Below are 21,782 nucleotides of genomic sequence, written 5' to 3'. Positions count from 1 at the left end.
AATGCGGCTTTTTATTATGCAATGCGAAACCGAAAAGTAAACCAGAAGTCTTCATTGAGGGAGATGCCGGTAGCAATAATATGCTGCTCTCCTTCATCATCAAGCGTAATCCAGCTATGATGCTCATCTTTATAAACTGGGTAGAAATGACCTTCCTTAAATAATTTACGATTCAATACATTCTCTGAGCCGGTTAAAGGCTCTTCTTCGAAAACATCTCTAATACATTGTACAAGTTCCATCTATGTTGTGATCCTCCCTTAATCTCCAACCAAAAACACCCCGCGCACCTCTCTTACGAGAGCCACTTAGGCGGAGTGTTTTTATCCCAATAAATCTTACCTACTTCATAATGTTCTTCAAAATCATCATTCGCTGCATGGTAATGAAAATTAAACCAATAGCCATCTTGTGGGGGGTGATCTCTTCTCACATGGAAACGCAATAAGTCTTCCCCGCTCTGTTCATTATACACATGAAGAATGCGTTCTCCGTATCCACCAGAAGGGTTGTCCGTCAAACGAAGTGACCTTAACGTATCCTCATCCAGATTTTCCACTGAGGTAGCGATCGCTTCTGTCATTTTAGGTACAATTGCATCTCGATACTCGTTACCGACTCGAGTTGAGATCGTTTCACCGAATTTTGTTAGCCCGAGTTGCTCAGATTGATTGCTTGCATAGCTTACAAAATGCGTCAGTAGTTCAGAAGAAGAAGCGTCCTGAGCTATGATGGGCCAATCATACTGATCAACAACAGGCTCTATCGCCTTATCAGGCTCGTCCCTCGACTCAATAAGAAGATGGTTTTCTTCTTGATAATTCTCTGATGCCTCTGTTTTGTCATCTGCTAGATATCCAGTAGGAATCACAGTTCCAAGCGTAACAACAGCAACAAATGCTACAAATAACTTTCTCATCCAAAGAGGGAATTTCATTATGTGCACCTGACTTTCGAAGATCAATAGTTAGTATTATTCTCGCATGATCTTCTCAAAAAAGCCAGATGTTTAGACGATTTTTCATTAATTTTCATTTGGCTAAGTTAAAGAAGCTTTTCATTTAAAAGGCCCTTTTATAAAAATTGTTGCTTTCGAAACAATTGTTGAATTAAACTCTAAACTTCCTTGATTGAAGCGAAAATTCACCTACTATAGCAACAACGTCTACGAAAAGAGCCTTTAAAAAAGAGCGCTTCATGTAAGCGCCCTATCTATTAACAAGTAAACATATCAATTCTTCTGAGACTTATGCCTGTATATACCCACCTTCTACCGGTCCAGCGAAACCCCGAAACAGAAGTACGCCCTACATATACTGGCCAAAACCAAAATGAATTGCCGCCCCTCATCCAAATATAAGTAAACCGATACATACACCTTCTAATTGATCCTGGATCTACAGCAAATGTTCCAGCTTGTGCTGACTGCGGTCTAGGAGGCGGTGATGCTGGTGGGCTCGAAGTTGGAGCTACCGGTTGCTGACGATAGGCATCTGTGTTGTCATAATGATAAGCAATATGCTCATGTTCTTCATAATACATTCGGTCCATCCCCTCTCTTATACAGTCACTGTATGCTGTATTCTGATAAGACGTACCGAATTGAAAACAACAAAAAAAGCACCTCTTTGAGTATGCTTGAGCCAATAAAATTTATGAAAATTTAGTTGGTGACCCGTACGGGAATCGAACCCGTGATACCGCCGTGAAAGGGCGGTGTCTTAACCGCTTGACCAACGGGCCAACAAAATGGAGCGGGTGATGGGGATCGAACCCACGACATCAGCTTGGAAGGCTGAGGTTTTACCACTAAACTACACCCGCAAAGATGGAGGAGGAAGAGGGATTCGAACCCCCGCGGGCGACTAAGCCCCTGTCGGTTTTCAAGACCGATCCCTTCAGCCAGACTTGGGTATTCCTCCAAAAACATGAATATATATATGGTGGAGCCTAGCGGGATCGAACCGCTGACCTCCTGCGTGCAAGGCAGGCGCTCTCCCAGCTGAGCTAAGGCCCCAAGATGGTGCGCCCGAGAGAAGTCGAATCCCTAACCTTCTGATCCGTAGTCAGACGCTCTATCCAATTGAGCTACGGGCGCATATTCTATGGTGCGGGTGAAGGGACTTGAACCCCCACGTCGTAAGACACTAGATCCTAAGTCTAGCGCGTCTGCCAATTCCGCCACACCCGCATGTGTGGTGCCGGCCAGAGGACTTGAACCCCCAACCTACTGATTACAAGTCAGTTGCTCTACCAATTGAGCTAGGCCGGCATAATTTAATGAAACTCATCAAAAATAAATGGTGGAGGATGACGGGCTCGAACCGCCGACCCTCTGCTTGTAAGGCAGATGCTCTCCCAGCTGAGCTAATCCTCCGTTAAACAGCGACTTCATTATTATACAATATCATCTTTTGTCTCGTCAACACTTTTTTTAATGTGTTTTTTCAAGGACAAGACTTATCTTATCACCGACTCGAAAAAAACACAACCCTTTTTCACAAAAAAATAATCCCCATAGTTAAGCACTCCATTTTTCACATAGAAAAAGCAGGGAGCGCTCTCCCCTGCTTATACTGGCGTTTGAATAAGTGGTTTTTTCTTTTTATTTTGGCGGAGTATTGGTCTTTTTTTAGTCACCATTTCAGAATCATATTTTCGGTACTCTTTCATGTCGCTTGATTCCCGCAAAAGCTGATCTTCAACATAGTGACGCTTTCTTTTCAAAAAAACCCCTCCTCATAAGTAATAACTCTCATTACCCTATTTTTCTGTTGTTAAACCCGAATCTTTTTTCACCATCGATCTATTGGCAAAAGTTACAGGTAACACATAATTTATTCACTTGGAGCGCAATTATGCTTCTTCAAGATTAAATTGGTAGTAATTTTCGTGATCTTCTCCTGACCTCTCAACAAAAGTAACTTCTCCATTTTGTGAAACCATAATAACAGTTTGCGCCCTCGTTCCGTAATGATCCGACTTAATAAAAACAGGTGAAAGCATCCTTTCCCATTCGATCGGCACGCCTGTCTGTGGTAATAGATAATCAGGTGCAGGCTCAGCGTGAGAAAGCATTTCAAAAAGACGATTCTGATCGAGGTTCTTTTCTGCACTTAAATAGTGTTTCAATTCTTCTTTAAGCTGCTCAACCTTTGGCCAGCTCGTATTCAGTAAGTGATTACTAACAGCGTGAACACCGTTCTCTAGTTTTGAAATTTGATCCTGCCGATTTGAATAATAATAAAGGCTCTTAAAATCTCCTATGATTAAATTAAATCCATTGTACTGATCTTTCTTTTGTCGAACCATTTCTAAGTATGATAATGGGGATTGATGATCACGTAAGTAATCGGCCGTTAGATCACCCCTTGATAGACTTTTAGGCTGCTCATTCGCTTCTCGATAGTTCGTAAGGGCTGCAATTCTTCCGTTTGTTGTAACCCCTAGCCATGTTCCCATAGCCTTTAAATCACGCCCCGCAAGTAGTTCTGGTACATCTCTCCAATAGTTCGCAGGTTTTGTTGGACGCTCGTAGAATTCATCTCGGTTGGCTACGAGTATAAATGGGTATGTAGGATGAACATTTTGAGCTACAGCAATTAAGCACATCTTAACGCGCCTCCTCTCTTGTTTCAATGTAAGAAAAAACGCAGCGTTAGCCGCTGCGTTACGATTGGATCATACGAACTTCTTCTTCACATGCAGAAGAACAATAATGGTTATACTCCTCTTTGCAAGAATCACAGACGATATGAAGCTTGTCACACTGTACATTAGCACAATTGATATAAGTATCTGCTGGATCCTCACAATGGTAGCATTTCCCTACAACTGTATCTTCATCGGTACGGTTTACATTAACAGCAAGACGATCATCAAATACAAAGCACTTGCCATCAAAATATTTCCCTTGTACCTCCGGGTCTTTACCATACGTTACAATTCCTCCATGAAGCTGTGAAACGTCGGAAAAACCTTTTTTCATTAAGTAACCAGAAAATTTCTCACAGCGAATTCCACCTGTACAATAAGTTAATACTTTCTTATCTTTTTGGTCCGAAAGATTTTGTTCAATCCAGTCCGGAAGATCTCGAAAAGCCTTTATATCAGGACGAATTGCATTGCGAAAATGACCAATATCGTACTCATAGTCATTTCGTGCATCGATAACAATTACATCATCATCTTCTAATGCTTCCATAAATTCCTTTGGCTCAAGATAATTCCCGGTTATTTCTTTCGGGTTTACATCTTCCTCAAGCTTTAGTGAAACGATTTCTTCGCGCGGACGTACGTGCATCTTTTTAAAAGCATGACCTTCTGTTTCATCAATTTTGAAAACCATATCACGAAAGCGTTCATCTGCTTTTAGTACGTCCATGTAGCGCTCAGTATCCTCAACGGTTCCTGAAACCGTGCCATTAATACCCTCTTTGCCTACAAGGACTCGACCTTTTAAATTGAGTGATTGACAATACTTAAGATGCTTTCGAGCAAAATAATCCGGATCTTCTATTTCTACATATTGATAATATAACAGCACTTGATATGCTGAAGCTTCTGATTGCAAATCAAAAACCACCCTTTACGTCTTCTTCAATCAAGCTCTAAACCAAGAGCCTAAATCAATACTATATCTTACCGGATTCGAAGTCTGATGTAAAGAAGATTACCTTGATGGGAAGTAGTCGTCTTTAAGCTTTTCGATTTCGATAAGAGATGCTTCGGCCCATCTTCCGCCTTCGTGCTTGAGCTCTGCGGATTGTGTTTCAAGTGCTTCCTTCAGTGAATCGTTATAATTAGGAACATTTCCTTCGTAATGGTTAATGGCTGACATTGGAACGAGCGCTTTCTCGAATTGGGCTAACGCTTTTCGCTGGTGAAAAAGAGGAACATCGAGCTGTTTGGGATTGTGAAGGTCTCCCTGAGTTGGATGCTTGATGACTGCAAGAACCTTAATCACAGCTTTGGGGGACTTCATATCAACGACTTCTCCAATATATCTCCCCGTTTTATAACCTGCCGTTACTATTTCTCCTGGCTGAAACGTTTTTTTCTCTGACATAGTCGCTTCACTCCTTCATCTAACTGTGTGTACACGTCGATGATATCATAAAATCCTCCTTTATCAGGAGGATTTTATCTTGTGAAGACATGTTTTCCAATCTCTTTGATTATATGTCTTGTACGAATCCAATCGTCTGTTGCAATATCAGGATTGTAATAAAACAAAGCTCCTGAGCTTGGGTCTCTACCACTAAGGGCCGCATAGACAGCCTTATATGATTCTGCTCCTGGCTTTTGATCATATTGACCGTCAGATACTGCAGTATAAGCACCACTTTCAAAAATCACTTCTTTAATGCTATTTGGAAATCTTGCAGAAAGTGTTCGATTGACTGTTACAGCAGCTACTGCTACTTTCCCTTCAAACGATTCACCTCTTGCTTCTCCATTAACCAGCTTGGCCAACATTTCAATTTCTTCTACAGAATAGTTCGATACAGTAAATTGATCCTTTGTTACTTTCTTAACATCATTCATATTTTTTACAGGAAGGTTAAGCAGTAAGGCCACCTCCTGTTTGGTTTCAGGTTCAGATAAAGTTTCATTTAACACAACTTCTTCATTGATCTCATTCTCAATCTTAGGCTTTACTTTCATCAATGATACGGCCGCTACCTGATGAGTTTGTGCAGAAAACAGAGCAAAAAAGAGGCTCATCATCATCATAGCAATGATCGTTTTGTTCATATATCTCATCCTTTCAGTAGCTTTTTGCCACGCCATAAAGGATAGAGGAAGGACAGATCCCTTTCAATAGGGAGTCACAGGGATGTCTTCCACATATGAGAACAAAAAGAAACTCCTTCCAAAAGGGAAGGAGTAAGATAATTAGTCTTGAAATTGCTTCATTGCAAGAACTTGTAGCGATAATTCATCACTCGGAGGATTGTGAAGCCCCGCTCTCACGTCTCGATAAAGTCGTTCCAGATGATTCTTCTTCATTAAGCTTCGTGCTCCTACAATACGCATTGAAAGATCAACAACTTCCAGTGCAGCATTCATTGCTTGCGTTTTGGCAGCGAAAAGCTGTCCCTGCATGTTCATCCGATCTTCTGGGTAACGATCCCACTGCTCTGCAACCGAATATAGAAAATGACGTGCTGCCATTAATGAAAGTCCAATTCTTCCAAATTTATCTTGAATGTGCGGTACATCTTTCAGTGGCACATCAAGTGTGTTCGGTTGGTAAGAAGACACAAATTGAACTGCCTCTTCCCGTGCTGCCTCTGCTATCCCCATGTATACAGCGGGAATATGGAGCAACCAGGCCGGAGGTAATGAAGCTGTTTTTCGATTTTTATCATAAGTTTCAAGGAGCGCATTAGAAGGAACAAATACGTCAGTCAATACAAGGTCATCACTACGGGTACCTCTCATGCCTAGCACATCCCAAGTCCCTTCAAGTTCTACACCTTCTTCACTCATAGACACTAAGAAATCTGTAGGGACGCCTTCGCACGTTGCTTTGACAATCACTTGATTAAGGTGAGGACTTAATGTTGTAAATGTTTTTCGACCAGTTATTTTATATCCTCCCTCGACCGCAGTCGCGATCGTTGCAGGCATACCACCTCGAGTTGGATCACCTGTCTCCTCTTCTGTTTGAGCTCGATTTATGAGCGTACCATCCACAACATGACGACAAAGCCTTTCATAGGTTGAAGCATTCCACGGCCTTCGATCGCTTAAATCTTTTAGTACTCCCAGATGCCAGCCGAGTGATAGCGCACCAGACCCTTCTCCTTTACCAAGCTCTTCCTGAACAAGAACAAGCTCATAGAGAGAAAGACCACCACCTCCAAATTCTTCTGGGATTGTAAGTGAAGTAAAGCCTGATTCTTTCATACTTGCTATAATGGAATCAGGAATATACGCTTCCTGATCAATATGTTTGGCGCTCTCTTTAAGTTCTGCTCGATGTTTATTAGCTAATTCGAGCAGCTTATAATCACGCTCATTTCGAACAAATTTATCAATCATTCTAAGACACCCTCTTTCATCAAAGTCATTAATCTATCATCAAGATGATGAAATATTCAGAAGTTCATCAATACGCTCCTGTTCAAATCCAATAATGACTTCGCCGTCGATGACAATCGTTGGGGTAGACATAGAACCATGATCATGAATCAATTCATTGCGCGCAGCAACGTTTTCTTTTATGTTTAGTAGCTCATATTTTACTTCATGCATTTGAAAATAATTTTTCACAAATTCACATGGTGGACATGCCGGTTGTGTATATAATTTGACTTTTTTCATTTTGTTCACTTCCTATCACTAATTTACAAGTAATTCCGTTTAAAACATACCACCCTACTTTGCATCTTTCAACTATTTCATTTAGGTGAGTTTGCTCGATTCACTCAAAGGGAATTGTTTTGCTGAAGGTGTTTTGAAACTTTTCACGAAATCTATTCGTATAGAATGATAGAAGAATAATTTAACGAATTCATTCAATTGAAGGAGTGACATATATGAGTAATCAACCTGAGAAAATTAACTCACAACGTGAAAAGGCTGAAGAGATCATTCAAAGCTTTTATCATGAAGACGATACAGATAAGATTCTCCAGACATTATCAGGACTTGGTGAAGATGCCCAGCGCAACGCTGGGGAATCCCTTGAAGCATTGAAGCGTCCTGTAAAGGGAATGATTGACCAACCGAATAACGACTTACCTGATAACTTACACAAACTCAGAGAGCATGTCTCAGACTTAGAGCCCTCTTATTTGCAAAAGAGTAAATTCAATAAACTTCTAAATCGAGTAATGGGGCGAAACGAAGTCGAGCAATATGCGAAGAAATACAAAACGGTCGAATCCCAAGTAGAAGTTATTGTTGAATCACTTTTAACTGGTAAAGATAAGCTACAAGAAGATAATGTCATGTTAAAAGAACTAAAGGATGTAGCAAAAGACCGCATTGTCGGACTGGAAGATCAGATGGAGCTAGGTCAGACGCTTATGACGATGCTTGACGAGGAAGCCGCTAAAGATGAATGGAAAGAGAACCCTCTTCCCCTACAAAAAGCTCAACAAAAAGTCGTTAGCCGAGTGAAAAATATGTCACAGGCTGTCATGGTCTTAAGACAATCCATGGCATCGGTTGATTTGATCATGGAAAACAACGAAAAGCTAGAAGAAGCTATTTTTAATGCAGTGACTATGACCAAAAACATCATTACCGTAACAGCATCCATCCAGCTAGCTCTCGGAAACCAACAAAAAGTGATTTCAGCTGTACAAAATGTGAATCAGGCAACCGAATCGATGCTTCTGAAAAATGCTGAGATGCTGAAACAAAATACAGAAGAAACGGTTAAAACACTTGAAAAGCCAGCAATTGCGATTGAATCCTTCCGCAAAGCTTATCAAGATGTGTTTGAAGCGATTGATTTAACAGAAAAATCAAACGTACGTATTATCGATAGTGGGAAGAAGTTTATAACCGAAATGGATCAATTAAATAAAGAAATGAAATCCAAATTAGATAGCTCAACAGAGAGGCAAAAACAGCTCTCTGAGGCAGCCGATCGACTTTGACGATAGGAGGTAATGGCATGGGGCTTTTCCATTCTTCTGAACCCCAGTGGCTTGAAAAGCTTTTACCACCGCAATTTAAAACGGTGGAAGCATCACTTCTTCAGGATGCTAGCACCACAAGCTTCCTTTCATATGCTGAACAATTGTTAGATGAATTTATAGATAAACTCGATCCTTCGGAGAATAAGCCACAAAAATGGAAGCGTACTGAGAGAGGTTTTACGATTTATTTAAAAATCAGACGAAATCTCATCCTTTTCTCCGGGTATGATAGTCAAAAAAACAGATCGTCAACACCTAAGAAGTTTTTTATCCAATGGGAACGACAAATCATTGAGAAAAAAGACGCAGGTAAATGCAAACAAGGTACGATTCTCATAAATGATCGAGGTCGAATCATCAAACGCAGTATAAAACGATCGCCATTTTTCATAGGAATTTTTCAACGAATGAAGCTTTTAGATTTAGCGTTACTAGGATCAATTGCTTCCCAATCAAAAACAGAAGCAATTGATCCCATCTTGAAGGAACAGATTAATCAGCTTGAACGAATTTCGACACATTCGTTAATCAACGGGGTAATCCATTCTAGAACAGTTAGACTCATTCAATTATTCAAGCAAATCTCACCCGAACTTGAACCGCTTGACCTTGAAGAACGTCATGTTGTGAAGAGAATGCTTTCAACTGAACTGCCAGATTTACTTACAGGATATATCGCACTTTCACAAGAAAACAAAGAATTACGCCATCGCGATTTGTTTCAAGCTCTTTGTCAGATGGAGTTAGCGCTTCATGAATACATGGAAAAAATTGAAAAGCACCGTCTTTCAAAAGTAGATCACCTTCTTAAAGTAAACAAAATAAGATATGACAAATAAAAGCTAGCTGTCAAATGGACAGCTAGCTTTTTCAATTATACTTCTTGCCCGATATGCTCCTGCATGAGTTTTTGCAAACGCTCATCGACTTCTTCTTGAGTTAATCCGTGCTCTGCTACGTAACGATTACGTGGCGATGTGCGACACTCATGTGAACAGCCTCGTAAATATTTATGCTCGTTCTCCTCAGATGTAATAATTTGCTTATTACATTCAGGCCTTGCACAATTAACATAGCGTTCACAAGGTTCACCCGTAAAGTAATCTTTACCGACAACAGTGTGGTCTTTTTGATTAATCGGAACAGTTATTCGGCCATCAAACACATAGCACTGTCCATCCCATAGTTCACCTTGCGTCTCTTCATCCTGACCGTAAGTAACAATTCCACCATCCAGCTGGTTAACATCTTCAAAACCTTGTTTAACCATCCAGCCAGTGAACTTTTCACAGCGAATCCCGCCTGTGCAGTAGGTTAGGATTTTCTTATCTTTTTGGTCTGCAAGGTTTTCTTGAACCCACTCAGGAAGATCTCGGAAATTCTTAATATCTGGTCGAATAGCACCACGGAAATGACCTACATCATACTCGTAATCATTTCGGGTATCAAGAATAATCACATCATCCTGCTGCATCGCTTCGCGCCACTCTGCTGGCTTCAAGTGCTTTCCGCCAACTTCATTCGGATTATGATCATCATCAAGTCGAAGTGTCACTAGCTCTGATCTAAAGCGAACGTGCATTTTTTTAAATGGATGTTCAGTCGCTTCATCAATTTTAAAGAACAAATCAGCAAAGCGCTCATCCGCATGCATCATATCCATATATTGCTGCGTTTCTTCTACTGTTCCAGAAAGAGTGCCATTAATGCCCTCTTCCGCGATTAGAATTCTTCCCTTCAGGTTGTGCTCCTTACAGAAGGCAAGGTGCTCTTCTACATATTCTTCCGGTTGATCAATTTGGACATATTTATAAAACAATAATACGCGATAGTCTTTATTCATACTTCTATCTCCTTTATTTCACTGTTACCTTGTGGCCAGTCACTCTTCCGTTCCAAAATATTATTATAATAAAATTCTCAAGAAATGCAAAGAGTGTGCTTTCCATTTTCACATAAGTTCCGTTAGCTCATTCAATAGATTGACCGTTTTCTCTTAAGATGAGCATGCCTAAAACAGACGACATTGTTAGCATACTACAGTAAAAAGTTTATGACAGTGAAAAACCTCACACTTTTTTAATAGCTGGTTCTACAACTACATTAACATTTCCTTTAATCGCTCTTGTAATCATACATCCCTCTTCTGCACGATGAGCAATGGAATGAATACGCTCTGTCATTTCTTCATCCGGCTCTTCCGCAAGATAGATGACTGGGTAATGGTGAATTGACTCTACGTGCAGCTTTCCGTTACCACTTACTTTTAGCTTAGAGGAAATCTTAACATCTTCGAAAGGAATGTGATTACGCTCCAAATAAAGGCCAATGGTCATGAAATAACAAGCGGCTGATGAACTTAACAGCAACTCATCAGGATTTGTTCCTTTCTCTCCGCCGCCCATCGACGTAGGGATCGATACTTCTGTCGTTAGGTTTTCAGTCTGAATCTTACCTTCGCCAGAAAGTCCCCCCTTCCAGCTTCCTTGTAGTTCAAATATGTGATCCATTCTCAATTCCCTCCCATTAAGTAGAGACAAAACTCCACTCGAGTGAGTGGAGTTTGTCATTAACAATATTGTTCAAAAGCTCCTGTCAAATTCGCAACGATTTCTTCCACTTCATGGTCTTCGATTTCTTCTCTTGGAATGAAATGAAGCACCTGGCCGTCTTTTAAGAGAGCGATAGAAGGAGATGACGGCTCATACCCTTCCAAATATTCACGCATTTTACCTGTTGCTTCACGATCTTGTCCTGCAAAAACCGTCACAAGATGCTCAGGTTTTTTGTCATGTTCAATCGCTTCGCGAGCAGCTGGTCGAGCAAGACCAGCTGCACATCCGCAAACAGAATTAATGAAAACAAGTGATGTTCCCTTTTTTTCTGTAATAAAGCTGGATACTTCTTCCTCAGTCGTTAACTCTTCAAAACCTGCTGATGTTAACTCATCTCGCATTGGCTGTGCCATCTGGCGCATATATTCTTCGTATGGATTCATATCCTATACCTCCGTTAATTCGATTTTCTTGCTTGAGTCATTTGATGCCAGACAGAGCCTTTAGCTTCTTCTCCACCTTTTATCCGTTCTAAAGCCATACCAGCCTGCATCTTCACTTCAAATTCTGGATCGTCCATTGCTTGCTCAAGTGCTGGAATCGCCGTTTCATCGCCAACTTCATATAGAAACATAGCGGCCCTCCAACGAACAAGCTTATTTCGATCTTGCAACGATTCTATCATTTCAGGAATGGCTTCAACATGACCTAAATCTGACATGCAGTCGCCGGCTGTCCGCCTAACCGTAACAGATTTATCACGCAAAGCTTTATAAAGAAGCGGAAGAACTTCCTTTGATTCAATCATACCAAGGTAAACAACCGCCAGGCGGCGTACAGAGGCTTTTTCATCGTGTAGCGCCTTCTCCAGCACCGGCAAATCAGTCATTTCTGGATCCATGCGATCAAGTGCTGCGTATCTTACTTTCCAATCTGAGTCATCTAGCATTTCTATTGTAACGATCTTTTTCTCTTGCTTTGGTAAAGAAGCATTTTGATCTGAGAATGCTGCAGTAACAAGAGCCGAAAGACGCTCTTCACTATACGTCGCCGCTATTTCTTCGGTAACTTCTTGTCCAACTTCTTCAGGTGATCCGTACCGTGGACTTTGTTCTTTCCATTCACGTTCCATCACCATGTTTTCAGAAGCTGAAGAGGCTTTCATAGCAGCTTCCATAAATCGCTCAGGCAAACCAAAACGATGCTCAGTCTCACCTTCTACAAGCTTCACCTGCATTGGAATACCGCGAAACATTTGAATAAACACATTCACTTCTCCAAAGTCTTCTATCGACGACTGATTTGTCGCGACGGATTCTTCATTAATCTCTCCGAATGCCTCACGAGCTTTTGGAAGGATCTCTTCCCATGAATATTTGGCATTCCGTTCTAGCGCGATAAAATCCATCACATGATAAAGACCTTTCACACCGGGAACGGCCATTAATTTTTGAATATAAACTGGAGCATTAGATATGTCAGTATCAGGCTTATACTGCCTTGTGTCTCCAGCTTCTAACTCTTCACTTAAGTTAATTTTCATCGAATTTGGACTTGGTGTCGGTTCGATTGAAACAATCTTCATGCAATCGCCCCCTTCTAATCGTGATTTTATCATATGTAACAGCGCTGTACCATTACATTGAATTAAGGATCTAACTTCACTACAGAAACATTTTCTCTGTATTCTTTATAAAATGAAAGCACCTCATCCACATACTCATCACTCTGATTATAAGCGAATAAGGCACTCTTCAGTCTACCCTCACTTGCACCATTAGCAGATAAGTAGCTAGCGGCAGTAAAAGCAGCATCCGTCAGATTATATGGATCTGCCTTACCGTCACCATTCCCGTCTTTCCCATACCCACCATACTTTTGAATAAGATCTAAATTTGTAATATCAACTAGATCATCCTTATCCAGTTCTCCAAGACGACTACCACCATAGCTCCACCCAATCCAGGTTAATGGCATAAACTGGTAATGTCCTATGGCACCCTTAGGACTTTCTAATGTTGACATCGTCGAGAATTTTGTTTCAACGCGATGTACCGCTGCTAAAAGCTCCCATTGAACGTCATATTCTTCAGCAGCTTCTCTGTAAAGGTCGATATATTCCTCTGGAACTTCAGATTTTTTCAGCGGTTGGGAAAAAGAATCTGGTGTTTTCTGAAGAAATATACCTATTAACACACTAATAAAGATTGTTATGATAATTAAGCTTCCTAATCGCTTCACTTCCGTTCTTCCTTCCTACCGTCTTTCCTCTGGATCTATGAATTCTTCACTAGGAAGATGGATCCATTTACTTAAATATCCGTGATCATATAACGCTTTAATGAGAATGAGCAAAATCGGTGATAATACGACTCCCGCAATTCCAAAAAGTGAAAGAGAAATAATCATAAATGAAAGAATTGTAAACGCTGATACACCTAGTGAATCTCCCGTAATTTTCGGCTCCATGATTTGTCTCACTAGCATAACCACCCCAAGTAGAATCAATAAGGATACTGCGAGAGAAGTTTGCCCAACCGCAAATAGATAGATTGCCCATGGTATGAAGATCGCCGAAACGCCAAGAAGCGGAAGAAGATCGAAAAAAGCAGATAAAAGCGCGAGTGTGAATGCATTATCCACTCTTAATATCCATAACCCGCATAGAACGAGTACAAATGTGATCGTAATAAGCTTTAGCTGCGCTTTTAAATACGCTCCGATTCCGCTTAACACGTTTTCCTTCAGGAAAAAATAAGCCGTCTTAAATGTATTTGGTGTTCGCTTCGCCGCAATTCGCTTCCACATTTCAATCTCAATACTTAAGAAATACGCGAGAACAATTCCAATAATGAAATTAATCACAAGCGTTGGAATGGACGTCACAAAAGCAAACACGCTATTTAATAAAGTCGTCAACATAATGGATGCTTTCTCAACGAGCGTTAGTGAAAAATCTTGCGCCTTCTCTAGTACATCTGGAGGTAAGGCGTTTAACTGGAGCTGCCCCCAATGCACATAGTTCATAATTTGATCCTGGAATTTCGCAACGTATCCAGGAATAAGGCTGATTAAGTTTTGCAATTGAAGAACAAAAATCGCGCCTGCTAGAAAGACTACGCTCACCACGATTAATACGAAAACAAGCGTGGAAATAGTAGTTGCAGCTGTTTTGCCTATTCCCTTCCGATTTAGAAACCGAGCGAAAGGTTCGATAACTAGAAAAATAATGTACCCTACGATAATCGGTGCCGCAATTTCAAATAAGAAACTCGAGACAAGCATAATTAAAAAAACCGTTAAAACGATAAGTCCAATATCAAAAGCTGTTCGCGCATAACGCCGATAAAAAGTTAGCATCCTGTCACCTCAATTTAGTAATCTTTCGTAAGCATATCGGTTTTGAGAAGAAATTTCCATAAGAAAAAGAAGGGAAACCCCTTCTTTTAATATTAAACTTGTATTGAATTAATTGGTCGTTCAGCAGGACGCCCAAAATAATAGCCTTGTCCAAGCGGTATTCCCATTTGCCTACAAAAATCAGCTTCTTCTTTACGTTCAATTCCTTCCGCGAGTAACGTAATCCCCTCTTCCTTTGATAGATAAATCATTTCGCTCAGTTTCTCTTGTTTTTCAGAATCTTGATCGCAATGAGAAATAACACTGCGGTCAATCTTCGCATAGTCGGGCTTCAACTGAAGGAGCATTTCTTTCGTAGCGTATCCAGTGCCTACATCATCTAGCGCCATTTTCATTCCTTCTTGCTGATATGTGCGAAAGATTTGTTTTAAATGATCTACTTCGTCAATCTTCTCAGTTTCTACTACTTCAAATACTAAATCTCTTGGATCAAGATTGTACGCTTCAACAGCTCGGAAAGTTGTTCGTAAGCAATGAGCTGGATCATAAATCGAAGAAGGGAGAAAATTAATGAAGCGTTTAACGCCTTTTGAAAGATGCGACGCACTAATTTTAATAGAAGCAATTCGTGCAGCGCTGTCAAGAAAGGCTTGAAGACCAGATTGTCTAGCCATATCAAATAATTCATTTGGATAAAAAGGATAGCGCTCATTAGTCGGCCGCATCAAGAATTCATACCCTGTAATATCATTATTATCAAGTGTGATAATGGGCTGCATATGGCTAGTAAAGAGAGAATTCCTCATAACCTCTATAAAATCTGGATGTTTGAGCCTTGAATAAAATTGAGGAAACGAAAGAACTGAGCTCCTCTTTATTTCATCCACTGTTCCCGTTCCACAAAAAAACATTTGTTTTGCCGCATCATTAAAATGAGAACTGATGCGATGACAAATTTCAAGCAGGGATTCCGAATTTTCATAGGAGACTGTAAGAGAATTTAAAGATTCACTTTGGAATATCAATTCATTTAAACTTTGTCGAAGCTGCGGCACAGCTGTAACGATTTCTAAATAACCAGAAGAAGGGATATCTGGTATCACGTTGCATTTTGAGCATGTAAACATAAGGCTCTTTCTCCTATCTAAGTCATAATCTGTCTATGTAATAGCTAGTAATAACCATCGTGAATTTACACGTTTTGCCTCGTTCAAATGACTCATCAATTAAGCCAGGTCACTTTCTGAATCAAAAATGAAGCAGAGGAATAATTCCCCTGCTTCTCTTATCGGAATATATGAGCATTACTTTAATAGATTATTGTACAAATTCATGTATTTCGCTGATGAAGCTTCCCATGAGTAATTAAGACGCATCGCTCGTACGACTAATTTTCTCCAAGTGATTTCATTATGATGATAAAGATCTAGAGCAAGATTAATTGTATCTAGCATTTCGTGAGCATTGTAGTTCGCAAAACTAAATCCATGTCCTTCACCGGTGAATTGGTTATAAGGTAGTACGGTATCTTTTAACCCGCCTGTTTCTCGAACGATCGGTAGACTACCGTATCTTAGAGCGATCAGCTGACTGATTCCGCATGGCTCAAATTGAGAAGGCATTAGGAATAAATCAGAGGCAGCATAAAGCTGTCTAGCAAACCCGTCATCGAAATAGATATTCGCGCTGAACCTGCCTGGGTAACGAGCTTCAGCCTCTCGTAGCATATGCTCGTAGTGCTCATCACCTGTTCCAAGAACGACAACCTGAACCTTTTCCTCCATAATTTGAGGAAGAACTCTAAAGAAAAGATCGATTCCTTTTTGTTCTACGAGTCTTGTGATAAGAGCCAGGACAGGTATTCCTTCTCCTACTTGTAAACCCAGCTTTTTCTGAAGATCTGTTTTGTTTTTATCTTTAAGTAAGTGTGTTGCGTGATAGGAATAACGAAGTGCTGCATCTTTAGCAGGATCATAAAGGTCTGTATCAATTCCATTAATAATCCCAACAAATTTATCTTCTCTTTTTCTCATAACGCCATCCAAGTATTCACCAAAGTAAGGTTGCTTAATTTCTTCCGCATAGGCAGGACTTACCGTTGTAATATAATCGGCATAAAGCAGTCCGCCTTTCATGAAGCTGACGTTCCCATGAAATTCCACACCTTCATTATTGAAGTGGAGTTCACTTAAGTCGAGCAAATCATGAAGGATTGTTTTTGGAAACACTCCCTGGTAACGAAGGTTATGGATGGTATATACCACTTTCATCCCTTCATAATAAGGATGATTTCGGTAATGAGCTTTTTTCAAAACAGGAATCATCCCTGTTTGCCAATCATGACAATGAAGAATGTCCGGTTGCTCTTCTAAATACGGAATGGCTTCTAATACAGCCTTACAGAAGAATGAAAAGCGTTCTCCATCATCAAAATAACCATAGCTACCGCTACGCTTAAAATAATACTCATTGTCAATGAAATAATAGGTAATTCCATCAAGCTTAAGCATTTCAATTCCGCAATACTTATCGCGCCAACCTACAGAAACTGTGATTGCTTCTTTCAGTTCAAGCTGACTTTTGTACGTTTCATTCATATCTTGATATTTAGGTAAAATTACGGATACATTCGCTCCCTGCTTTTGAAGGGCCTTTGGAAGGGCGCCTATAACATCGCCCAACCCCCCTGTTTTGATAAAGGGATGACCTTCAGAAGCGGCAAATAATACATTCATTTCAACTTCCTCCTACTAGATGACGGTGGATTTAGCAATAACTCTCGGCTGATCTTCAGAAGTCACTGTCTCATTAGGCGAAACGGAAACGTCTTTATCAAGAATCACATTCTCGATAACGGCTCCTTCACCAATTTCACACTTTTGCATGATAATGCTATTTCGAATCACAGCCCCTTTTCCAACGCGGATACCTCTAAATAAAATACTATTTTCGACTGTCCCTGATATCGTACAACCGTTTGCGATTAATGAGTTCGATACGGTGGAGCTTTCAAGGTATTTAGCCGGTGATTCGTGTTTTACCTTCGTATAAATCGGGCCCGTATTATAAAATAGTTCCTGCGTCACGTTTGGATCAAGCATCTCCATGCTATAGCGATAGTAGCTTTCAACACTATCAATAAATGTTACATATCCACCGAAATGGTGCGCATGCACATGATAGCGATCCAGACTTGCGGCAATTGCTTCATTTATTGATTGATGCTTACCTGATTCAATACTATCTTCCACGAGGGAAATGAGAAGAGAAGATTTCATCAGAAAAGTGTTTAAATAAACGTTATCTCCTGGAAGAGGCTCAACCCCAAGGTTTAAGCGATCAACGCGCTCATCATCGTTTGTATAAAGCACATTGTAATGACTTCCGCTCGTATAAGGATCATCACACGGCTTGTAGACAACAGTGATATCGGCGTTCTGAGATTCATGTTCTTCAATAATCTGATCGAAATCAACATTCCAAACGAGCTGACCATTTGTTACGAGAACGTAATGGGAAAGGCTTCTTTTGAAAAAGGAAAGGTTTTCATGAAAAGAGTGAATATCTCCCGTGCTTCTGCGCTCTTCATCTGCTGGAGGCTGAAAGAAAAGACCTCCTTGATGACGATCTAGATCCCACTCGCGTCCGGATCCTAAATGGTCAAATAAAGAACGGTATTTTTCACGAGTGAATACGGCAACTGTATTCACTCCTGCGTTTGTTAAATTCGATAATGAGAAATCAATGAGTCGATACCGCCCTGCAAATGGAACAGAGGCAAAGCTCCGATGATTGGTTAACTCACTCAGCGTGTTTTTTTCATCTACGAGGTTAATAACTCCTACTACTTTTTTCATCGTTTCATCCCCCTACTCTATTTTGGTACCGATACAATTTCGCCATCTGCAATTAACGAGATCGAACCATCGCTTGATCCGAGTGTCATGCCATCTTCTACTACCGTTCCACTTTCTACGATAGCGTTCTCAATCGTTACATTCGCGCCAATTTTCACATTTGGCATTATAATCGAATTTTTAATTGTGCTTCCAAGGCCAACATGAACACCATAGAACAATACGGAACGATACACTTCTCCATATACAACACATCCTTCATTGACAAGAGAACGCGTTACCTTTGCTTGAGGTGCGATATATTGAGGTGGTTGGTTCGGGTTAACCGAATAAATTTTCCAAGCAGGATCATTTAGAATTAAGCTTGGATCATCATCAAGTAAGTCCATATTGGCTTCCCATAAACTTTGTAACGTACCAACGTCTTTCCAATAACCGTTGAACGAATATGCGAAAACGTTCTTTTCATCTTCAATCATAGCCGGAATGATATCTTTACCAAAGTCATTTGATGAATCTGACTTTTGCTCATCTTCGGTTAAATATTTCTCAAGCGCTTTCCAGTTGAAAATGTAAATCCCCATAGAGGCAAGGTTAGTTTTCGGTTCAGCAGGCTTTTCTTGAAACTCGACAATACGATCTTCATCATCAGTGTTCATTATTCCGAAGCGACTTGCTTCATGCCATGGTACTTCAAGCACAGCAATTGTGGCATCTGCATTGCGCTGTTCATGGTAATCCAACATTTCAGAGTAGTCCATTTTATAGATGTGATCACCTGAAATAACTAGAACATACTCAGGATCATATTGTTTAATGTAGTACATGTTCTGGTAAATCGCATTCGCTGTGCCGCGATACCATTCGCCACCTTTTTGACCCATATATGGTGGTAGAACAGATACACCTCCATTTTTTCGATCAAGGTCCCAAGAACTCCCGATTCCAATATACGAATTCAATATGTAAGGCTGATATTGCGTCAGAACCCCTACCGTATCAATTCCTGAATTACTACAGTTACTGAGGGTGAAATCAATAATACGATATTTCCCTCCGAACGGGACTGCTGGCTTAGCAAGACGAGTTGTTAACTTTCCAAGTCTTGTCCCTTGACCTCCTGCAAGTAGCATAGCGACACAACGCTTTTTAGACATAGCGATTTCTCCTTTCAAGGTTGCTTTTATTTTTTTTGCCGAGAATAACAATTCCAAGTGGTGGCACTTTAAGCATTAGACTACAAGGCTGATTGTGATACGGTTTTTTATCGCTTTGTAAGATTTCTGCGTTAAGTTGACCTGAACCACCATACTTTTCTTGATCGCTATTAAACATTTCGATATAAGTACCGGAAGATGGAACACCAATGCGATAATCATAGTAAACATTAGGAGAAAAATTAATGATGGCGATATCACAATCGCCCTTCGCTTTTCCTTTTCTCATAAACGTTAGCACGGACTGTGAGTTATCGTTCGCATCAATCCATTCAAATCCTTCTGATTCATGATCAATTCGCCACATGGCCCTTGAATCCAGGTAAAAGTGGTTCAAATCTTTTACATAGGCATTCACCTTACTATGCATGTCATAGTCCAAAACCATCCAGTCTAGTTCAGATAAATCTTTCCATTCATCGTACTGACCAAATTCTCCACCCATAAAAAGCAGTTTCTTTCCTGGATGAGCCATCATGTACCCATAAAGTGTACGAAGATTGGCAAATTTCTGCCAATAATCGCCTGGCATTTTATTTAACAATGACTTCTTCCCATGTACGACCTCATCATGAGAAAGAGGTAGAAGATAATTCTCTGAAAAAGCGTAAAAAAACGAAAAAGTTAATAAATTGTGATGATGCTTTCGATCATCCATATGGAGCTCCATATACTTCAGGACGTCATTCATCCATCCCATGTTCCATTTATAATTGAATCCGAGCCCACCTTCATGGATCGGAGCACTTACAAGCGGGTAGTCGGTTGATTCTTCTGCCATCATCAGCACATTCGGGTATTGTTCAAATACCGTACGATTTAGTTTCTGAATGAATTCCTTGGCTGCAGAGTTCTCGCCTTCAACGCCACCACTTTCATGGTCATGATGATAAAGTAACATCTGTGATACAGCATCCACTCTTAAACCATCTATATGGTAGTAGTCAAACCAGAACAACGCATTTGAAATAAGAAAACTGACAACTTCTGGTTTACTATAATCAAAATTATACGTTCCCCAATTATGTCGCTCAGCACGAGCAGGATCTGATGGCTCAAAAACAGGACCTCCATCAAATTGACCTAGTCCATGCGCATCTTTGCAAAAATGAGCAGGTACCCAATCAAGCAGTACACCGATGTCTTCTTGGTGACATCGATCAATAAATGCTTTTAAATCATCCGGTTGTCCAAACCGGCTTGTTACAGAAAAATAGCCGGTAATCTGATATCCCCAAGATCGATCAAAAGGATGCTCCATAACGGGCATTAGTTCAATGTGCGTGTAACCGAGTTCCTTTACGTAAGGAATGAGCTCCTCCATAAGATCCCGATAAGAATAATAGGAGCCGTCCTCTTTTCTACGCCAGGACCCTGGATGAACTTCATAAATCGACAGCGGGCTATAATAAGGAGCCGTTTTCTTTCTTTTGTTCATCCATTTTGCATCTTGCCAATCATACTCATCGACTTTTTTAACAATAGATGCTGTTTTCGGTTTTAACTCTGAATAAAATGCATACGGATCAGATTTCATTAGAATCTCGCCTGCACCTGTTTCGACAGCATACTTGTAGAGCTCGTCTTCTGATAGATCTTCTACAAATAACGACCAGAGACCGGACTCTTCGATTTTCTCCATTCGATGCGATGTGGGATCCCATTGATTAAAATTCCCTGTTACAGATACGGCTGCAGCGTGAGGAGCCCAGACTGTAAACCTGACTCCAAATCGTCCGTCTTCTTCCCTTAAATGGGCGCCCATTGAACGATAAGCCTGAAATAAATTTCCCTGATGAAATAAATACCGATCGTAATCTGTCGGCATCGATACAGTCATTGCGGCACCTCGCTCTCATTGATAAATATAGGGATTCCACCATAGTTATCCTCTACATCCTAAAGATTCGACATGTAATATGGTCATTCCTTCAAAAAAAATATTTGTCGAAAAATACATGCTTTTTTCGACAAATAACGGAATAATATTTCACAAAAAAGGCTTTTTTGTATAATAGCCTATAAAAAAAGGTTGCGGATAAACCGCAACCTTTTGAATGGAAAAGTTAATAAACGTTTCAATTGAATGAGCCACAATATAAACTAACATAGCTTTTCGAAAAAACTTTTTAG

At 40.3% G+C, this 21,782-nt stretch carries 23 protein-coding genes and 8 tRNA genes; 2 read left to right on the top strand and 29 right to left on the bottom strand.

All coding sequences use genetic code 11. The features are described from left to right. Window positions 1-14 precede the first annotated feature (14 nt). The 18 genes from Q4550_RS07960 to Q4550_RS07875 all read right to left on the bottom strand — a co-directional run bounded on the left by Q4550_RS07960 (window position 15) and on the right by Q4550_RS07875 (window position 7,332). Entirely contained in the window at window positions 15-242 is a 228-nt protein-coding gene (locus Q4550_RS07960) for a hypothetical protein (RefSeq protein WP_303531522.1), read from the bottom strand. Window positions 243-295: 53 nt separating this feature from the next. After that, complete coding sequence (locus Q4550_RS07955) at window positions 296-937, bottom strand: YpjP family protein (protein WP_303531520.1); 642 nt, start codon at window positions 935-937, stop codon at window positions 296-298. Between the two features lie 278 nt (window positions 938-1,215). After that, complete coding sequence (locus Q4550_RS07950; protein WP_194221573.1) at window positions 1,216-1,542, bottom strand: transporter; 327 nt, start codon at window positions 1,540-1,542, stop codon at window positions 1,216-1,218. 126 nt (window positions 1,543-1,668) lie between these two features. Beyond that, window positions 1,669-1,743, bottom strand: a tRNA-Glu gene (locus Q4550_RS07945). A gap of 7 nt (window positions 1,744-1,750) precedes the next feature. Then, window positions 1,751-1,824, bottom strand: a tRNA-Gly gene (locus Q4550_RS07940). Between the two features lie 5 nt (window positions 1,825-1,829). Then, window positions 1,830-1,922, bottom strand: a tRNA-Ser gene (locus tag Q4550_RS07935). Between the two features lie 19 nt (window positions 1,923-1,941). Beyond that, window positions 1,942-2,017 (bottom strand) — tRNA-Ala (locus tag Q4550_RS07930). Window positions 2,018-2,021: 4 nt separating this feature from the next. Beyond that, window positions 2,022-2,098 (bottom strand) — tRNA-Arg (locus Q4550_RS07925). 8 nt (window positions 2,099-2,106) lie between these two features. Next, window positions 2,107-2,191, bottom strand: a tRNA-Leu gene (locus tag Q4550_RS07920). A 5-nt stretch (window positions 2,192-2,196) separates the two neighbouring features. Next, window positions 2,197-2,272 (bottom strand) — tRNA-Thr (locus tag Q4550_RS07915). Between the two features lie 29 nt (window positions 2,273-2,301). Beyond that, window positions 2,302-2,377, bottom strand: a tRNA-Val gene (locus Q4550_RS07910). A gap of 194 nt (window positions 2,378-2,571) precedes the next feature. Next, complete coding sequence (locus Q4550_RS07905; RefSeq protein WP_303531516.1) at window positions 2,572-2,727, bottom strand: hypothetical protein; 156 nt, start codon at window positions 2,725-2,727, stop codon at window positions 2,572-2,574. A 129-nt stretch (window positions 2,728-2,856) separates the two neighbouring features. Continuing rightward, on the bottom strand, window positions 2,857-3,612 hold the full coding sequence (locus tag Q4550_RS07900) for an NRDE family protein (RefSeq protein ID WP_303531515.1): 756 nt from the start codon (window positions 3,610-3,612) through the stop codon (window positions 2,857-2,859). Window positions 3,613-3,670: 58 nt separating this feature from the next. Next, on the bottom strand, window positions 3,671-4,573 hold the full coding sequence (trhO, locus tag Q4550_RS07895; RefSeq protein WP_303531513.1) for an oxygen-dependent tRNA uridine(34) hydroxylase TrhO: 903 nt from the start codon (window positions 4,571-4,573) through the stop codon (window positions 3,671-3,673). Window positions 4,574-4,672: 99 nt separating this feature from the next. Beyond that, complete coding sequence (gene kapB, locus Q4550_RS07890; RefSeq protein WP_303531512.1) at window positions 4,673-5,068, bottom strand: kinase-associated lipoprotein KapB; 396 nt, start codon at window positions 5,066-5,068, stop codon at window positions 4,673-4,675. Between the two features lie 74 nt (window positions 5,069-5,142). Next, a complete protein-coding gene (locus Q4550_RS07885; protein WP_242057385.1) occupies window positions 5,143-5,757 on the bottom strand; it encodes a cell wall hydrolase in 615 nt (204 codons plus the stop codon). A gap of 141 nt (window positions 5,758-5,898) precedes the next feature. Further along, window positions 5,899-7,050, bottom strand: coding sequence for an acyl-CoA dehydrogenase family protein (locus Q4550_RS07880; RefSeq protein WP_303531509.1), 1,152 nt, complete (start codon window positions 7,048-7,050; stop codon window positions 5,899-5,901). 39 nt (window positions 7,051-7,089) lie between these two features. Continuing rightward, complete coding sequence (locus Q4550_RS07875; protein WP_194221566.1) at window positions 7,090-7,332, bottom strand: glutaredoxin domain-containing protein; 243 nt, start codon at window positions 7,330-7,332, stop codon at window positions 7,090-7,092. A gap of 215 nt (window positions 7,333-7,547) precedes the next feature. On the opposite strand from Q4550_RS07875, the gene Q4550_RS07870 reads away from it, so the two are divergent. Then, window positions 7,548-8,618, top strand: a complete 1,071-nt coding sequence (locus tag Q4550_RS07870; protein ID WP_303531505.1) for a toxic anion resistance protein — start codon at window positions 7,548-7,550, stop codon at window positions 8,616-8,618. A gap of 17 nt (window positions 8,619-8,635) precedes the next feature. Then, on the top strand, window positions 8,636-9,499 hold the full coding sequence (locus tag Q4550_RS07865; RefSeq protein ID WP_303531502.1) for a hypothetical protein: 864 nt from the start codon (window positions 8,636-8,638) through the stop codon (window positions 9,497-9,499). 35 nt (window positions 9,500-9,534) lie between these two features. Here the strand turns inward: Q4550_RS07865 and trhO (Q4550_RS07860) are convergent, their stop codons facing one another. From trhO (Q4550_RS07860) to glgB, 11 genes are all read right to left on the bottom strand, one after another. Further along, on the bottom strand, window positions 9,535-10,503 hold the full coding sequence (gene trhO, locus Q4550_RS07860) for an oxygen-dependent tRNA uridine(34) hydroxylase TrhO (protein WP_303531500.1): 969 nt from the start codon (window positions 10,501-10,503) through the stop codon (window positions 9,535-9,537). Window positions 10,504-10,729: 226 nt separating this feature from the next. Next, window positions 10,730-11,170 carry an OsmC family protein gene (locus Q4550_RS07855; RefSeq protein WP_194221562.1) on the bottom strand — a complete coding sequence of 147 codons (441 nt, stop codon included), beginning with the start codon at window positions 11,168-11,170 and terminating at the stop codon, window positions 10,730-10,732. Between the two features lie 59 nt (window positions 11,171-11,229). Next, entirely contained in the window at window positions 11,230-11,658 is a 429-nt protein-coding gene (locus Q4550_RS07850) for a BrxA/BrxB family bacilliredoxin (protein WP_194221561.1), read from the bottom strand. Window positions 11,659-11,672: 14 nt separating this feature from the next. Then, a complete protein-coding gene (locus Q4550_RS07845) occupies window positions 11,673-12,800 on the bottom strand; it encodes a conserved virulence factor C family protein (protein WP_303531498.1) in 1,128 nt (375 codons plus the stop codon). Window positions 12,801-12,862: 62 nt separating this feature from the next. Further along, a complete protein-coding gene (locus Q4550_RS07840; protein WP_303531496.1) occupies window positions 12,863-13,456 on the bottom strand; it encodes a lytic transglycosylase domain-containing protein in 594 nt (197 codons plus the stop codon). Between the two features lie 15 nt (window positions 13,457-13,471). Beyond that, a complete protein-coding gene (gene ytvI, locus Q4550_RS07835) occupies window positions 13,472-14,575 on the bottom strand; it encodes a sporulation integral membrane protein YtvI (protein ID WP_303531494.1) in 1,104 nt (367 codons plus the stop codon). A gap of 92 nt (window positions 14,576-14,667) precedes the next feature. Beyond that, complete coding sequence (locus tag Q4550_RS07830) at window positions 14,668-15,702, bottom strand: EAL domain-containing protein (RefSeq protein WP_303531491.1); 1,035 nt, start codon at window positions 15,700-15,702, stop codon at window positions 14,668-14,670. Between the two features lie 177 nt (window positions 15,703-15,879). Continuing rightward, on the bottom strand, window positions 15,880-17,310 hold the full coding sequence (gene glgA, locus Q4550_RS07825; protein WP_303531488.1) for a glycogen synthase GlgA: 1,431 nt from the start codon (window positions 17,308-17,310) through the stop codon (window positions 15,880-15,882). 15 nt (window positions 17,311-17,325) lie between these two features. Then, a complete protein-coding gene (glgD, locus tag Q4550_RS07820; RefSeq protein WP_283152168.1) occupies window positions 17,326-18,432 on the bottom strand; it encodes a glucose-1-phosphate adenylyltransferase subunit GlgD in 1,107 nt (368 codons plus the stop codon). Between the two features lie 17 nt (window positions 18,433-18,449). After that, entirely contained in the window at window positions 18,450-19,589 is a 1,140-nt protein-coding gene (locus Q4550_RS07815) for a glucose-1-phosphate adenylyltransferase (RefSeq protein WP_194221554.1), read from the bottom strand. Beyond that, window positions 19,582-21,489, bottom strand: coding sequence for a 1,4-alpha-glucan branching protein GlgB (gene glgB, locus Q4550_RS07810; protein ID WP_303531485.1), 1,908 nt, complete (start codon window positions 21,487-21,489; stop codon window positions 19,582-19,584). The genes Q4550_RS07815 and glgB overlap by 8 nt, the downstream gene beginning before the upstream one ends. Between the last annotated feature and the right edge of the window lie 293 nt (window positions 21,490-21,782).

Source organism: Anaerobacillus sp. 1_MG-2023 (assembly GCF_030547345.1).
Taxonomy (GTDB): Bacteria; Bacillota; Bacilli; order Bacillales; family Guptibacillaceae; genus Guptibacillus; species Guptibacillus hwajinpoensis_B.
The sequence above is the reverse complement of the archived record's forward strand: the minus strand, read 5'-3'. Positions and strand labels throughout refer to the sequence as shown.

What these genes read in the sequence shown, in the direction of transcription:
- Q4550_RS07845 (WP_303531498.1), bottom strand. Translation starts at nt 12,800, where the DNA reads ATGAAGATTGTTTCAATCGAACCGACACCAAGTCCAAATTCGATGAAA.
- Q4550_RS07875 (WP_194221566.1), bottom strand. Translation starts at nt 7,332, where the DNA reads ATGAAAAAAGTCAAATTATATACACAACCGGCATGTCCACCATGTGAA.
- trhO (WP_303531500.1), bottom strand. Translation starts at nt 10,503, where the DNA reads ATGAATAAAGACTATCGCGTATTATTGTTTTATAAATATGTCCAAATT.
- Q4550_RS07830 (WP_303531491.1), bottom strand. Translation starts at nt 15,702, where the DNA reads ATGTTTACATGCTCAAAATGCAACGTGATACCAGATATCCCTTCTTCT.
- Q4550_RS07880 (WP_303531509.1), bottom strand. Translation starts at nt 7,050, where the DNA reads ATGATTGATAAATTTGTTCGAAATGAGCGTGATTATAAGCTGCTCGAA.
- Q4550_RS07815 (WP_194221554.1), bottom strand. Translation starts at nt 19,589, where the DNA reads ATGTCTAAAAAGCGTTGTGTCGCTATGCTACTTGCAGGAGGTCAAGGG.
- Q4550_RS07955 (WP_303531520.1), bottom strand. Translation starts at nt 937, where the DNA reads ATGAAATTCCCTCTTTGGATGAGAAAGTTATTTGTAGCATTTGTTGCT.
- Q4550_RS07950 (WP_194221573.1), bottom strand. Translation starts at nt 1,542, where the DNA reads ATGTATTATGAAGAACATGAGCATATTGCTTATCATTATGACAACACA.
- Q4550_RS07870 (WP_303531505.1), top strand. Translation starts at nt 7,548, where the DNA reads ATGAGTAATCAACCTGAGAAAATTAACTCACAACGTGAAAAGGCTGAA.
- Q4550_RS07855 (WP_194221562.1), bottom strand. Translation starts at nt 11,170, where the DNA reads ATGGATCACATATTTGAACTACAAGGAAGCTGGAAGGGGGGACTTTCT.
- kapB (WP_303531512.1), bottom strand. Translation starts at nt 5,068, where the DNA reads ATGTCAGAGAAAAAAACGTTTCAGCCAGGAGAAATAGTAACGGCAGGT.
- Q4550_RS07900 (WP_303531515.1), bottom strand. Translation starts at nt 3,612, where the DNA reads ATGTGCTTAATTGCTGTAGCTCAAAATGTTCATCCTACATACCCATTT.
- glgA (WP_303531488.1), bottom strand. Translation starts at nt 17,310, where the DNA reads ATGAATGTATTATTTGCCGCTTCTGAAGGTCATCCCTTTATCAAAACA.
- Q4550_RS07865 (WP_303531502.1), top strand. Translation starts at nt 8,636, where the DNA reads ATGGGGCTTTTCCATTCTTCTGAACCCCAGTGGCTTGAAAAGCTTTTA.
- Q4550_RS07960 (WP_303531522.1), bottom strand. Translation starts at nt 242, where the DNA reads ATGGAACTTGTACAATGTATTAGAGATGTTTTCGAAGAAGAGCCTTTA.
- Q4550_RS07885 (WP_242057385.1), bottom strand. Translation starts at nt 5,757, where the DNA reads ATGAACAAAACGATCATTGCTATGATGATGATGAGCCTCTTTTTTGCT.
- Q4550_RS07850 (WP_194221561.1), bottom strand. Translation starts at nt 11,658, where the DNA reads ATGAATCCATACGAAGAATATATGCGCCAGATGGCACAGCCAATGCGA.
- ytvI (WP_303531494.1), bottom strand. Translation starts at nt 14,575, where the DNA reads ATGCTAACTTTTTATCGGCGTTATGCGCGAACAGCTTTTGATATTGGA.
- glgD (WP_283152168.1), bottom strand. Translation starts at nt 18,432, where the DNA reads ATGAAAAAAGTAGTAGGAGTTATTAACCTCGTAGATGAAAAAAACACG.
- glgB (WP_303531485.1), bottom strand. Translation starts at nt 21,489, where the DNA reads ATGACTGTATCGATGCCGACAGATTACGATCGGTATTTATTTCATCAG.